Origin of the sequence: Pseudonocardia sp. Ae717_Ps2 (genome assembly GCF_001932475.1) — a bacterium.
GTDB lineage: Bacteria > Actinomycetota > Actinomycetes > Mycobacteriales > Pseudonocardiaceae > Pseudonocardia.
The window spans coordinates 89925-103351 of the sequence record NZ_MCIS01000018.1 but is presented as its reverse complement, the minus strand read 5'-3'; the positions used below and the strand labels follow the sequence as shown (position 1 = coordinate 103351).

General features: G+C 71.3%; 10 protein-coding genes. 1 reads left to right on the top strand and 9 read right to left on the bottom strand.

The window, feature by feature from the left end:
* Positions 1-9: 9 nt before the first annotated feature.
* From Ae717Ps2_RS33965 to Ae717Ps2_RS33935, 8 genes are all read right to left on the bottom strand, one after another.
* Complete coding sequence (locus tag Ae717Ps2_RS33965) at positions 10-1827, bottom strand: DNA cytosine methyltransferase (RefSeq protein WP_075313161.1); 1818 nt, start codon at positions 1825-1827, stop codon at positions 10-12.
* 155 nt (positions 1828-1982) lie between these two features.
* A complete protein-coding gene (locus Ae717Ps2_RS33960; protein ID WP_139319113.1) occupies positions 1983-2654 on the bottom strand; it encodes a hypothetical protein in 672 nt (223 codons plus the stop codon).
* Positions 2655-3157: 503 nt separating this feature from the next.
* Positions 3158-3325 (bottom strand): hypothetical protein, encoded by a 168-nt coding sequence (locus Ae717Ps2_RS37855; protein WP_158071635.1) that lies wholly within the window; start codon positions 3323-3325, stop codon positions 3158-3160.
* Between the two features lie 89 nt (positions 3326-3414).
* Positions 3415-4614, bottom strand: coding sequence for a bifunctional DNA primase/polymerase (locus Ae717Ps2_RS33955; protein ID WP_158071634.1), 1200 nt, complete (start codon positions 4612-4614; stop codon positions 3415-3417).
* A 140-nt stretch (positions 4615-4754) separates the two neighbouring features.
* Complete coding sequence (locus tag Ae717Ps2_RS37850; RefSeq protein WP_075313155.1) at positions 4755-5171, bottom strand: hypothetical protein; 417 nt, start codon at positions 5169-5171, stop codon at positions 4755-4757.
* Positions 5172-5508: 337 nt separating this feature from the next.
* A complete protein-coding gene (locus Ae717Ps2_RS33945) occupies positions 5509-5757 on the bottom strand; it encodes a WhiB family transcriptional regulator (RefSeq protein WP_075313154.1) in 249 nt (82 codons plus the stop codon).
* Between the two features lie 133 nt (positions 5758-5890).
* Positions 5891-6604 carry an AlpA family transcriptional regulator gene (locus Ae717Ps2_RS33940; protein ID WP_075334898.1) on the bottom strand — a complete coding sequence of 238 codons (714 nt, stop codon included), beginning with the start codon at positions 6602-6604 and terminating at the stop codon, positions 5891-5893.
* 68 nt (positions 6605-6672) lie between these two features.
* On the bottom strand, positions 6673-7236 hold the full coding sequence (locus Ae717Ps2_RS33935) for an Rv3235 family protein (RefSeq protein ID WP_075313152.1): 564 nt from the start codon (positions 7234-7236) through the stop codon (positions 6673-6675).
* Positions 7237-7740: 504 nt separating this feature from the next.
* Here Ae717Ps2_RS33935 and Ae717Ps2_RS33930 point away from each other — a divergent pair.
* On the top strand, positions 7741-8469 hold the full coding sequence (locus Ae717Ps2_RS33930; RefSeq protein ID WP_075313151.1) for a hypothetical protein: 729 nt from the start codon (positions 7741-7743) through the stop codon (positions 8467-8469).
* A gap of 38 nt (positions 8470-8507) precedes the next feature.
* Here Ae717Ps2_RS33930 and Ae717Ps2_RS33925 read toward each other — a convergent pair whose 3' ends face one another.
* Positions 8508-13415, bottom strand: a complete 4908-nt coding sequence (locus Ae717Ps2_RS33925) for an SNF2-related protein (RefSeq protein WP_075334897.1) — start codon at positions 13413-13415, stop codon at positions 8508-8510.
* Positions 13416-13427: the final 12 nt, after the last annotated feature.

Below are 13427 nucleotides of genomic sequence, written 5' to 3'. Positions count from 1 at the left end.
CGCCGCGGATCAGGCGGCGCTGGGCACGGGGGACTCGACCGGCGTGCCGCGGATCGCCTCGACGACGGCGGCCACCAGGTCGCGGGCGACGGGCGGGGTCACTGCGTTGCCCGCCATCCGCACCTGGTGTCGCTTGGTCCCGAGCAGGACGTAGTGCGGAGCGAAGGCCATGCCCTCCTTGATCTCACCTGGGCTCAGCATCCGGAACAGGCAGTCCTCGACGTCGAGGCCGGCCGCTCCGGCCATCAGAGCGTCGCCTTCGACCGTCGTCTGGGTGGCGAGTGGACTGGTCGCTGCCGCCCGGATGCGGCCGGTGTCGTAGGCGTAGAGCATCTCCGGGCTCCAGACCAGGGACTGGTGACCGGCGCTCGTGATGGTGCGCGCAGGCTCGCTGGTCGGGGTGCTCATCTCGGCTCCGCCGCTGTTGTTCCGCATCAGCAGTCCGTGGTGGGTCCCGCTGGCGGCGAAGGTGTCGAGGGGCTCGATCACGCGCTTCGTGCGGTTCGTGCCCCGCAGCGGCACGACCACGACGCCCTCGGTGTCGCGGGTGGTGCGGGCACGCAGCGGCCGGTCGGTCGGCTGGGCGACGTCGTTCCACGTGCCTCCGGCCGGGACGAGCAGTCCGGTCTCGTTGCGGGCCGTCTGCACCCTGAGCGGGCGGTCGGCGGGCAGCGCCACCTTGCCGTCCCGCCCCTCCGCCGGGATCAGGAGCGCTGACGGCGACGCGGTGGGGCTGGGCGCGCGCAGCCCGTCGAGGGGCATCGGCGGTGCGGCGATGGCGCGGTGCTCGGTGGTGGTCAGCGTGCGCAGGGGCTCCTCGACCGGCCAGGCCCGCACCCCGGGCCGACGCTCGAAGGTGTTGCCCGCTGCCTCCAGCGCGATCGGGCCGTAGTAGCGGCGCAGCCCTGCGGCGATGCGCGCCATCGTCTTCGGTGCGAGAGGCCGCTTGCGGTCACCGATCCGCTGCCCCGGCGAGGACCAGTCGATGATGGCCGCGGCCGGGAGGACGTAGGGCTGGACGACGTCGTTGCGGCAGCTCACGCGCGGGCAACGGAAGACGTACTGGGCGCCGTAGGAGCCGTGGGGCCGGTCGAAGTTCTTGGGCGCTCGCAGGGCCGTCACGACCTCGCCGCAGGTCGGGCACCAGGCCTGCGGCCGGGTCCAGCGGTCGAAATCCGGGCGGTTGTAGCGCCGCTGCCAGAAGACCACGTAGACGCGGTCCCGCAGCTGGGGGGCCGGGGCACCGAGCTGGTGCGCGAAGGCCGAGTTGAGGGTCAGGACCTGGTAGTCGTAATCGAGCTTCCGCATGCGGGCGATCCACTTCGGGAAGTGGACCCACTTGAGCAGCGCGGGGACGTTCTCGACGATCACGGCTCGGTAGCGGTGGTGCTCGGCGAACCGGGGCACGTCGTGCATCAGGGCGCGGGAGCGCTCGCCGGCGTCGAGAGGCAGGGGCGGTTCGTCGGTGGCGTCGTCGTCGACGAGCAGGTCGAACAGGCTGGGCTCGGTCTCGGGCTGGGCGAAGGTCTGCTTTTCGCCGCGTGCCGGACTGAAGAAGGTGCAACTGGGCGAGGCCCACAGGAAGTCGGTGCCGGGGAACCGGCTCGGATCGGCCCTCGCGATGTCGATGACGTCGTGCCCCGCGTCGGGCATGTTCCGGTTGTGGGTCTCGACCGCGAGATCCCAGTGGTTGACCGCCATGACGCTTCTGACCCCGGGGACCTGCTCCGCCCCGAAGGAAGATCCCCCTCCGCCACAGAAGAGGTCGGTCAGGCTGAACTCGCAGTCGTCGTAGGCACTTGGAACTGGTGTTCTGCGCAGCACCATTGGCATGGGGTTCTCCGTTCGGCTCTGGGTGAGCGGTTCAAGCTGTCAATCTCTCCCCGCATTTATCACTATACCATGTTTGGCGGTAGTCTACTGGTAGCCGAACGTTTACAAATTCCCCCATGGTGTCGATTCCCGAGCGGCTCCGCCGCTCTTCATGGGGCTTCTGTTGATTTCTTTCCTTTTCGCGACCACGAACGCTTATCTGCGTAGTCCCAGACCCGTCGACGTCGCCAGAATCGTCGCTGCCGGCCGGCGGGCGTCTCCTCGACCTCGTCCGGCTCGATGAACTGGTCGCGACCAACGTAGCTGTTCACGGTCGCGGCGCTGGCCAGACCCAGCACGTGCGCGACCTGGGCGCTGCTGAGCAGCTCGTCGGGGTCGCCGGTCCGGTCGACGGGGGTCAGCCCGCTCTTGAGCTGGTCCTTGTGCCCTCGGTACCAGTCCTGCCACAGCTCGAGGTCGACGTAGCGGCGGCCGTCGCGCCGTATCCCGGGCGGATGGCCGTTCGCCTGGCGCCCGGCGTACCAGCGGTTCAGAGTCGCCTCCGGCTTACCGCTCAGGCGGGCGAGCTCGGTGACGGTCGCCAGGATCCGTCCGTTGACCTCCCGGCGGTCGGCGCCGTACGCGGTGCGCCACCGCCGCCATTCGCGCTCGTCGACGTGCCACTGGCCGTCGACCTCGAGCCCCTCGGGGTGGCCGTTGCGATGCCGGTCGCGCCACCACTTGTAGAGGGTGTGCTCGCGCTCTCCGGTGCGTGCCGCCAGCTCCGAGCGGGAGATCAGCTGGTCTGGCACATCCGGGCTGCCATGGTCCTCGCCCCTCACCGGGGTGAGCGTAGGTAGGGCCGCCCGATGCCGCGGGCGGCGGGTTGTGACAGGCGCCCGTCGACGTCCACGGGCAGCCGGTTCGACTACTCTGCGCATCACTGCTCCCGTTTGATGGGGTCCTTCGGTTCCCGGGTGGACGGAGCACAGGCGGCCGGGGGTCGCTGTCAACCCCGCTCCGGCGGGGACCCGCAAGGGTCGGTCCCCGGTTCGCCGACCACCCATTCCGCCGCTCTGGTGTGGGCGTCAGCCGGCCACGCCACCCGCCCTTCAGTCCCGGGCGCGAGTCCCGTGGCCCCGCCTGAGCTGACAACGGGCACCCGGTCACAGGTCGTCCACCGGTGGGCGAACCCGGTGGTCGAGCTCGCACGCGCTCGCGGTGGTGTCGACCTGCTCGTCGTCGACCTCGGCGCGCGCGGCCCACCACGCCGCTGGGCGACGGAGGCGATCACCGCGATCACCGGCAGACGCAGCCGCCGAAACCATCGCGGCGTCTCGCCCGCTCAGGACAGGACTGCCGTGCCGACGGCGACGAAGGTCGACACCAGCGCGGCGGCGACCGCAGCGACCACGAAGAGCCCTGCGAGTGCCGGGATGCGGGCGACGGCGGCGACCAGTGCGAACAGTGCCGCTGCGCCGCAGGCGATGATCCAAACCAGTGCTGGTTCCATGGGGTGCTTCCTGTCGTGTCGGTGAGGGCCGGCTCGGCCCATGTCGGCGGGTTGAGGGCGCGATCCGAGCGGCGCGGTGCTCGCGCTGGCTAGTGCCCGACTCCGTGCCGGTGCTCGTGGTGTCGTTCGCGGCCGAGCCGCTCGTCCCGGTGGTGCCCGGATTCCGGGGTGGGGCGGTCCGTCCGTGCGCCGCGCAGTCGTTCGATGTCGTGGGCCAGACCTCGGCCCGCACGGGTCACCGCGGCCGCGGTGTGGCGAGCGTGTTGGTCGCCCTCCTGGTCGGCGGCGGTGCGCCCGGCTCGCTCACGGTTCGCGTACCGCGGGCGCCTGGCGCCGTAGGCGAGTCCGTCGCTGATGGTCTGCTCCGCCTCGGACTCGGTGAAGTCGTCGACTCCGATGTGCGTCTGGACGGCCGCGCGGAGGGTCGCGCTGGCCTCCTCGGCGGAGATGACGTTGCCGCCGACGTAGTTGCCCAGCTTGAGCGCGGCGGTCAGCACGGCGTGGTGACGGCCGCCCGGCTGTGCTTCCTCGATGCGTTGGGCCTCGCCTTCGAGGATGCTGCGGACGTAGCGCTCCTGGCGGTTGCCGGTGAGCTCGAGCCGCGGCCGCGGGACGCGGGCGATCTCCGGCTCGGGCGGTGGGGCGAGCAGGCTGCTGATCCACGTGGGCAGCTCGGCGGGCGGGCCGGGCCGCTCGAACTGGTAGCGCCCCTCGGGGCGGACCGAGCCAGGCGCGACGACGTACCCGCCCTCACCTCGCGTGTCGATCTTCCAGCCGAGACGGGTCTGGGAGCTGTTGCGCAGCGCGCTGTCATTGCGGAAGTACAGGTGCCCTCCGCCGGTGGGGGTGGACACCGTCAGGGTCTGGTCGGGCATGCGTTCACCGGCGCGACGCGCGAGCATCTGCAGGACGTCGCGGCCGTTGCGGGCACCCTCGAACTCCTCGGGTGCGGTCGCCCCGTGGCCCTCGTCGAGGTCGATCACCAGGAGCTTCGACGGGCCGCAGGCGATGCCGACGTTGTAGGGCTTGGTGCTCCACCAGCGCCCGATCTGGTCGGGGTCGGTGGTGGCGCGCTGTTCCCAGCCGAGGTGCCCCTCCGGGCCGCTGCAGGGGCCGGTCCGCTTGCAGGTGCGCTTGGCGTGGAAGATCGGCTTCTTGCCGTCGACCTGGAGCGGGAAGACGTGGTAGCCGGCTTGCGCGGCGCCCAGCGCAACCTCCCGCATCTCATGTCGAGTGGCCGGGCGGGTCTGTCGTTCGACGGGATCGCCGGTGGTGTGCGGATCGCTCATGGCACTCTCCGGTTCTGGTGGCGTGGGAACGCTGTCATCGCTCCGCACTTCGTCCACTATACCATAAAATTGGCTGACGGAGCCTCTGACCTGCGTTTTTCTCGGCGATTGGACCGGGAGTAGTGGTACGGGCGCCGCTGTCACGCGCGATCGACGGCGATGAGTACGCGGGTCCGTAGGTCGGGTGCTTCGATGATCTCGGCCCAGGCGACCCAGTCCGGGAAGGCCCGGGCCAGCATCGGGCGGTGCACGGCGGGAACGGCGGCGACCAGCTCGCAGAGCACCCGGCCCCAGGGTGTGGGGGCGATCCCGCCGGGCAGGCCGTGGACGCTCAGCATCGTCTGCAGTGCGTACTGGGCGTCTTCTTCGAGGTCGTGGCATTCCGCGTCGCGGATGAGCAGCTCGACAACGCGTGCGAGCGGCGGTTCTCCGCCCGGGTCGAGACAGTGCAGGGCCGCAGCGAGGTGTCTGGCCTGCTCCCGGCGCGGCTTGCACTGCCAGTGGTCGGTGTCGATCTCGGCGAGTAGGGCGGCAAGCTCGTCGACGGACGGGGTCATGGTCTGCTCCTCTGGTGACGGGTGTGGATCGGTGGCGGTCGGCCGCGGGGGCGGGGTGCCTCTGACAGCACCCCGCCCCGGGATCACGTGTCCGTGAGGACGCTGCGCGGGACCGCGGCCACAGAGGCCGCGTGGTGGTCGCCCCACCGGGCTCCGCAGATCCCGCGACGGCAGTGCGCCGCGGTGGGCGCGATCCCAGCTTCGTGCGGGCCCGGCTCGCCACAGCTCGGGCATGGGTCGAGCAGGTCGGCCCGGAGCGAGTCGTCTGCGGCAGCCGGGGGCCGCCCCGTGCCTGTCTCGGCGAGCGGCCCGGGTGCGCGGTGCTCGCTGGCCCGGTTCATGCGGTGGCCAGTCGCCGGCGGCCGGACCGCTTCAGTGCGCGACGCTCGCCCTCGTCCTGGCCACCCCACACTCCGGTGTCCTCTCCCGCGGTGAGGGCGTAGTCCAGGCAGGCCTTCTGGACGGGGCAGCGGCGGCAGACGGCCTTGGCCTTGTCGATCTGCTGCTTGGCCGGTCCGTCGCTTCCGACGGGGAAGAAGAGCTCGGGGTTCTCGCGGCGGCATGCCGCCTCGACTCGCCAGTCCATCGTGGGGCCCCTTCGATCGGTTTCGGGTGGCCGGTCGGCGCTGTCATCGCCTCCCGACACGATTCACTATACCATGTATGCCAGCGGATGCGGGTTCTTCGTGCGACTGTTCTTGCTGGTCGAGACCCCTTGTTCAGCGGGTTCTGGGGGTGCGTCGGCCGGCCCGTCCGGGCCTGGTGCGACTGTCGGCGAATGCCCAGATCGTGCGGCGGTGGTAGTGCTGTCGGCCGTGGGGGTCTGTCCAGTCGGGGCGGGGGAAGTAGCCCGGGTTTCGAGCGAGGTAGCTACGGATGACTGACGCGTCGGCGTAGCCGAGCACGGCGGCGGCCTGGTCGAGGGTCAGGAGATCGGCGCCGCTCCCGCTGCGGTCCACTGCTGTGAGGCTGGCCCTCTTGGCGGCCTCGTGCTGCTGCCACCAGGCGTCCATCTCGTCGAGGGACCAGTAAAGATGGCGGCCGTCGCGGCGGGCCGGGCGGGGGTGGCCGGTGGCGTCGCGGTCGCTGTAGAGGTTGGCGAGGTGCTGGGGCGAGACACGGAGCCGTCGCGCGAGGGCCGTACGGGTCAGCAGAGTCTCCCCGTCGTGGTCCAGTCGGGCCGGGGGAGGGGCGGTGAGCTGGTCGACGAAGGTCCGCATCGCCTGTTCGTCCCACCACTGTCGTCGGCCCTGCTGCCACGCCACCGCCGGGTGGCCGTTCGTCGCCCGGTGACGCCACCAGCGTTCTGCGGTCGCGCGGCCGACACCGAAGGTCGCGCAGATGCCGGGGCGGGACAGCAGCACGCGGTCGTCGACGACGACCCGCAGCAGCGGGGGGGGGCTCGCGGGGGCCGTTGCCCTATCCCTGCTCATCCGGCTTCTCCCTCCCGACGGGGACGCTCCCCGACAGAGGCTGCCGGGGAGCGTCGTACTGCCTGCGATCAGAGCACTGCGAGGTAGACCAGCCGCCAGCCGCCGATGATCTCGGGGGAGTGCACCGCCCCGTCGAGCTGGATCCGGGCGGTGAGCGCTCGTGGACGCCGGTCGTGCCCGACGAGGACGAGCGCGGTGAGCTCTCCGACGCCCTCGACGGGCTGGCTCACGTGGCTGCTCAGGACGCGGCCGATGCCCCGGCGGCCGCCGCCGCGGAGCAGGAACCCTCGCCCCTGCAGGTACTTCAGGACCTCGGAGTCCGCGAAAGGAGCAAGCTGCGCGGCCGGGCGTCGCCCGGCCAGCACCTCGGCGGCGAGCCGCAGCATGTCGCCTGCGACGCGTGTGAGGTCGGGATCGCGGACGATGTCGGTGACGACCGGGATGCCCCAGTCGGTGTCCTCGAACTCGCCGTAGCCGAGCTGGTCGATCCCGGCGACGACGGCGTACTGGGCGGCGATGTGGTCTACCCGCCGCATCTGGCGAACGGTGACCTCGTCACCCAGCAGGACGCGCTGGTACTCGCTGTTCAGGACGTAGCTGGACTTCTCTGCTTGTCGGACCCTCTTGCTCACGGGCACTCCTTCGGTTCGGGGGTGGCGTTGCTCGGGCTGTCAATCCCTCGCAACGTTTACTAATTTACAGCGTCTAGCTTGCCGTGTCAAGATCCAAACGGCTCTGACCTGCGTTTTGCTTGGGGGACTCTCCGAGGGAGGCCGGGTCCAGGGCGGCGCCCTGGCCCCCCGGGAGGGGGCGGCCCGAAGGGTCGATCTGACTTGGGTGAGGACCAGACCTGGCCTCTGGAGGGTGGGGGTCTCTCCTCGCGTCGGCAGGACGGCGCTCTGCCCGAGGTTCTGTGGAGCTGCCAGGCTCGCCGCAGGCGACCGCGGAGCGGCCGGAGCGCAGCGGAGGGCCTGGCGGCGGAGCAGGTTCTCGGGCACCGTCCTGATGCCGACGCGAGGAGAGACCCCCACCCGGCTCGCCGGCGGGACTCACCCCCGGCCCCCACAGCCGAAGCTGTCCCCACACGAACGGCCTAGTGCGTTGATGGTCGTTCCTGTGCGGCACAGGCTGGGCCCATGACGGAGAACCTCTGGGCCGCGCCGGCTCCCGGCGCCCCCTTCACCTCTCGTTCGCTGGCGCACCTGCAGCTCGCCGAGACCGCGCGGGAGCTGTCGGACTGGGCTCGTCATCTGGTGCCGGCCGGGCGCCGCCCGGATCAGGCCTACGACGGCACCCTGGTCACCGATGCCGCCGCGCTCGTCGAGCTCGCCGGGCACGTGCTCACTGCCGCGGTGCTGGTCGAGCGGCACGACGGCTGTGGCTGGGGCGCGATCGCCGAGGTCCTCGACGTCGCGGAGGCCGACGTCCGACAGCGCTGGGAGCCCATCACCGATGTCTGGAGCCAGGAACAGCCGGGCTGCTCACCCCACGCCGCAGCGCAAGAGGCGTCGAGGGCAGAGCAGCTGCGCACTCTGGACGCGTGGGTGGTCCGGCATCGCGACCCTGGCGACCCCGATCACGGTCCGGCGCCGGTGTCCGCGGTCCTGGAGCGGCAGCACCCCTTGCTGGAGCTGGTGCACCTGCAGGGGCTCGACCGGCTCCGGTCTGAGGAGTTCGGTGCGGCCTCGGCCGAGCGGCGTGCTGTGCTGGAGCGGCTGATCCACGTGCACCAGACGCTCGTCGACCGTGCGGGCACCGATGAGGAGGACCGCCAGGAGCATCGTGCCGAGGTCACCCGGCTGCAGCGCCTTCTCGGGGACCTGGGAGCCGCGAGCGGGGATGGGGGGACCTGCTCCGGCGTGTGAGTGGTGGACGGTGACCGGTCCCCGGCCGGGTGTCGCGGTCACTGGTGTAGCCCGCGTGCAGTCTGTCCCTGACCTGCGGCTTGCTGCTGTGGTGGCGACGGGCTGATCGCTGCTTCCGGCGGCGATGCTGAGCTGCGGTCCCTCCAGGCGTGGCGGGCAGCTTCCAGTTCCTCGGCCGTCGCAGCGCGCGGGGCCGTCGCGGTGTCGGGTCCGTCGCTCCGATCGGTCGTGGGCTGCTGCGCCGGCACCACCTCGGCTTCCGGGCGCTGCTCGTTGGCCTCCTCGATCATCTGCGTGGCGATTGCCTCTGCTGTGGCTCGGGCGCTGGCGAGCTGGTCGGCGTGGGGGAAGGGCTGGTCGAGCCCGGCCCGGGCCTGTTCGGCTTCGCGGCCGGCCAGGCGGCGCTGTTCCTGGAGGGTCTCGGCGAGCTTGTCGAGACCGCCGAGCTTGTTCTCCAGCCGCTGCATCAGGCCGGTGGGGTCGCCGTCGAGGAACTGGGACCGTTCGATGGTGAAGGTCCCGCGGGGCACGTCGACGAGGGTCAGCTCGGCGACGATGTCGTCCCCGGCCGGGCGGACGGCGGCGGTGACGGTGAGCCCGCCGATCTCGACGACGGGGCGGGCGTCGGTGGGGGCGCTGTAGCGGTTGGCCCGGGTCAGCGCGGGACGGAGCAGGTCCTGCAACGAGCGGCCGGCGTCACTTCGTGAGGTGTACGGGTGGCCCCAGACCTCGGCACGGAAGGCCTCGCCGCGTGTGGTGGTGCGGCGCGAGACGGCGGCTTCGACCTGGCGGAGTTCCTCGGTGATCTCCTCCCCGGCGCGCTCGGCCGCACGGACGGTGCGCAGCAGGTGGTCGTTGTTGCGGTAGTGGGCGCGTTCGAGGCGTTCGAGTCGGTTGACGTCGGAGTCGGCCTTGGCCTTCTCCATGACGCGGGGGTCGCCGGTGGCGAGTGCCTTGACCTCGTCGTAGGACAGTGCGGCGTCGCCGATGTCCTCGATCTCGCGGACGTCGAGGCGGCCGCGCATCATCTGCGCGATGAACATCGCCTTCCTGGTGACGGTCTGCCAGGAGTAGGCGTCGAAGCTGCCCTCGGTGACGTAGCGGAGGATCTCGACCTCGGGGTTCTGGTTGCGCTGGCGGATGATGCGGCCCTCGCGCTGGGCGATGTCGGCGGGTCGCCAGGGGCAATCGAGGTGGTGCAGCGCGCGGGCGCGGGTCTGGACGTTCGTCCCGACGCCCATCCGCTGGGTGGACCCGATGAGCACGGCGATCTGTCCCGAGCGGGCGGCGCGGAACATCGCCGCCTTGGCCGCGTCGTTGTTGGCCTCGTGCATGAAGCGCACGCTGCCCTCGGGCAGCCCCCGCTCGTGGAGCTTGGTGCGCAGGTCGTCGTAGACGCTGAACCGGCCCTCGTCGTTGGGGACGCCCAGGTCGCAGAACACGAGCTGGAGCGCGCCGGGGGTCGGATGGGGCTGCTGGGTGTCGGGGTGGAGGTAGGTGGTGTCGCGGTGGTCGCGCCAGATCCGGGCGATGCGGTCGGCGGCGATGTCGAGCTTGGTGACCTCGTCGGTGTCCGCCCCGACGAGCCGGAGGTCCAGGGCTGCGGCCCGCCCCTCGCCGGTGATCGTCAGCATGTTCTCCTTGCCTCGTTCTGCGCCGCCGCTGCGGAGCAGCTCGGCTCGACGGACGAGGTCGGTGACGACGTCCTCGAGTGCGGCGGAGCCCGGGACGACCACGGCTTCGGCGGTGCGACGGCCGCCGTCGTTGGCCTTGAGCGCGGGCACTGGGAGGTCGAGGTCCTCGGCGGTCTTGACGTCGGCCGAGACGTGCCACATGCGGAGCAGCTCGGGGACGTTCTTGAACTTGGCGAACCGGGATTTCATGCGGGGCTTGCCACCGTCGGGGGCGAGCTCGATGCCGGTGACGACCTCGCCGAAGGTGGCGGCCCAGGAGTCGAAGTCCTCGATGCCGGCCTCCTGGAGGAGGTCCGGGCGCAGGTAGCGCTGCATGACGTGCGCTTCGCTGACGCTGTTGGCGATCGGTGTCGCGGTGGCGAGCACCCCGACTCGGCCTCCGTGGCGCTCGCGCAGGTACTCCAGCTTCATGTGCAGGTCGGTGGCCCGGTCGGCGCCGGGCACCGCGGCGTCGGGGATGTTCGACAGGGTGCGCAGGTTCTTGAAGTCGTGGGCCTCGTCGATGGCCAGCCAGTCGATGCCGGTCTGTTCGAACGTGAGGCCGGGGTCCTTGATCTTGTCGAGCTTCTCGCGCAGTCGCTCCTCGGCGCGGGCGAGGATGCCCTCCATCCGCTTGACGTTGAGGGAACGCTCGCCACTGGCCTTCAGGTCCTCGAGCCAGGCACGGACTCGGGCCGATTCCCGCTCCTCGTAGCGGGTCTGGGTCTCCACGCTCATGGGCAGCTTGGTGAACGCGGACCGGGTGAGGATGATCGCGTCCCAGTCGCCGGTGGCGGCTCGGGCGACGAAGTCCCGGCGGCGTTGGGCGGAGAGGTCGTCCTTGCCGGCGGGCAGGATGTTGGCTCGGGGGTAGAGGGCCAGGAACTCGGCCGAGAACTGGTCGAGCATGTGGTTCGGCACGACGATGGCCGGTTTGCGGACCATGCCGAGGCGCTTGAGCTCCATCGCTCCGGCGATCATCTCGACCGTCTTGCCGGCGCCGACCTCGTGGAACAGCCCGACGGCGGGCTCGGAGATCATCCGGGCGATCGCGGCCCGTTGGTGCGGGCGTAGCGGGGGGAAGGTCTCGGCGACGCCGGGCAGGGTGAGCTCGTTGCCGTCGTAGGAGCGCAGCACGATGGCGTTGAATCGCTCGTTGTAGACGCGGGCCAGGTGCTCGGCGCGCTGCGGGTCCTCCCAGACCCACTCGCTGAAGCGGGCGTCCAGGGCGGTCATCTTCTCCTGGGCGGCCAGGGTCTCGGTGGTGTTGAGCCAGCGCCGGCCTTCGTCGTCCTCGTCGTAGACGCGCACGGAGCGCTGCTCGAGTGCCGCTTCGGCGAGATCGGGTGCTGCACGGCGGGTCGTGCCCCAGGTCGAGGTCGCAGCGACGCTGGTGCCGGTGCCCTGGACCTTCCAGATGTTGCCGCCGGCGTGCTCGACCCGCAGGCGTGGGTCCTCGAGGGTCTCGCGCAGGAACTGCTGCACGTGCTCGGCGGAGATCCAGGGTGCGCCGAGTCGGGCGTGGATCTCGGCCGGGCCGAGGTCGCTGGGGATGATCGGGCGGAGGGCGTCGACGTTGCGCTGGAAGTGGGCGTCCGCGGCGGCCGCGGTCTCGGCTGCGGCGAGCTTGGCGCGGACGTTGCCGGACAGGTACTCCGCCGCGACGACCAGGCGCCCGGGTTCGGTGGCGGTGCCGGTCGCATCAGCGCGCGGCGGCTGCTCGAACACCAGGTCGCCGAGGCGGTCCCGTACCTCTGCGGGGTCGGTCTGCAGGAGTGCGGCGATGTGGTTGGTGTTCACCGCGCCGTAGGTGTCCAGGCAGATGGCCAGGGCTTCGGCGGGGGTCTCTGCGCTGGTGCGCGGTCGTCGCGGCGCGACGACGCGTTCGGTGAAGATGGCCGCACGGCTCGCTTGCCCGGTCGACTCGTCGTAGTCCTCCAGCGCGCGGACGACGGGGGAGTAGGGGTCGGCCCGGAAGCCGCCCTGGGGCGGGTGCTGCTTGGCGAGGATGTCCTCCCCGGTCTCGGCGTGCTGTCGGCCGGTCCGGCGCCAGGTGAAGCGGCGGAGGGGGCCGAACGTCTCGACGTAGGCGGCGTAGCGCTGACCGAGCTCCTCCCGCAGCCCGGCGATCTCGGCGGTGTCGTCCGCGGTGGCGGCCTCGGCGTCGAGCAGGGCCTGGGTGGTGTCTCGCAGCCCGATGAGGGCGCGCAGCTCGGTCTGCTGCGTACGAGGCACGGGGTACTCGACCACCGCCCCGTCCTGGATGCGGGTGAAGGTTCCGTCGGGGGTCGTCTGCAGGAGCCCTTCCTGCTGCGCCTCGGCGCCGTTGGCGAGGGTGATGACCGGGTCGGTGGTGCCGGGGTGGCCGGCGTGCGTGTAGCCGAGCCCGCTCATGGAGGCCTGCTGGACGATCTGGCCGAGGGCGGCGGCCAGTGTGGTGTCGGTGAGGTCGCCGACGACCTGCAGCTCGTCGTGGCGGTAGGCGCCGTGCCCGAGCTGGGGGGTGCCGAGAACCATCTCGGGGTTCTGCTGGAAGTAGCGGTTGACCGCGATCTCCCCCTGGTCCCCGATCCTCATCGGGCTGGTGTCGAGCCAGCGGTCGTCGGCCGGGGCCGCACCGGGCTCGCGGCGGCGCAGGACGAGCAGGTCGGTCACGACAGCGGTGCCGGCGGCGCGCTGGTGGGCCTTGCTCGGCAGCCGGACCGCACCGACGAGGTCGGCATGCTCCCCGATCGCGAGACGGGCGCTCGGGTTCTCGGAATCGAGGGTGTATCGGCTGGTCAGGGCGAGGACGAGCCCGCCCGGGTGGGTCAGGTGCACGGACTTGAGCAGGAAGTAGTTGTGAATGCTGTGGGCTCCGGCGTTGTGCACCGGGTCGGCCGGGGCGACCTTCGCGAACGGCACGTTGCCGATGACCAGGTCGAACGTGCCCTCGGGTGCCCGGGTCTGCACGAAGGACTCGCTTCGGATGGTGGCGTGCGGTTGCAGGGCCTGGGCGATGGCTGCGGTGGTCGGCTCCACCTCGACGCCGACCATCCGGGCGTTCTCGGGTGCGAGCGCGAGGAACGTTCCCGCCCCGCACCCGGGCTCGAGCACCGCCCCGCCGGCGAACCCGAGGTCCTCGGCTGCTTGCCACATCGCCTTGGCGATGGTCAGGTCGGTGTAGTGGGCGTTCAGGGTGCTCCGTCGTGCAGCACTGAACTCGGTCTCGCTGAGCAGGTCGCGCAACTCGCGACGGGCCCAGGCGAACTCCTCACGCTGCGGGTCGAACACCCGGGGGACTGC

Excerpts from the sequence above, each read along its gene's own strand:
- Ae717Ps2_RS33940 (WP_075334898.1), bottom strand. The coding sequence starts at position 6,604 with ATGAGCAGGGATAGGGCAACGGCCCCCGCGAGCCCCCCCCCGCTGCTG.
- Ae717Ps2_RS33965 (WP_075313161.1), bottom strand. The coding sequence starts at position 1,827 with ATGGTGCTGCGCAGAACACCAGTTCCAAGTGCCTACGACGACTGCGAG.
- Ae717Ps2_RS33955 (WP_158071634.1), bottom strand. The coding sequence starts at position 4,614 with ATGAGCGATCCGCACACCACCGGCGATCCCGTCGAACGACAGACCCGC.
- Ae717Ps2_RS33930 (WP_075313151.1), top strand. The coding sequence starts at position 7,741 with ATGACGGAGAACCTCTGGGCCGCGCCGGCTCCCGGCGCCCCCTTCACC.
- Ae717Ps2_RS37850 (WP_075313155.1), bottom strand. The coding sequence starts at position 5,171 with ATGACCCCGTCCGTCGACGAGCTTGCCGCCCTACTCGCCGAGATCGAC.
- Ae717Ps2_RS37855 (WP_158071635.1), bottom strand. The coding sequence starts at position 3,325 with ATGGAACCAGCACTGGTTTGGATCATCGCCTGCGGCGCAGCGGCACTG.
- Ae717Ps2_RS33945 (WP_075313154.1), bottom strand. The coding sequence starts at position 5,757 with ATGGACTGGCGAGTCGAGGCGGCATGCCGCCGCGAGAACCCCGAGCTC.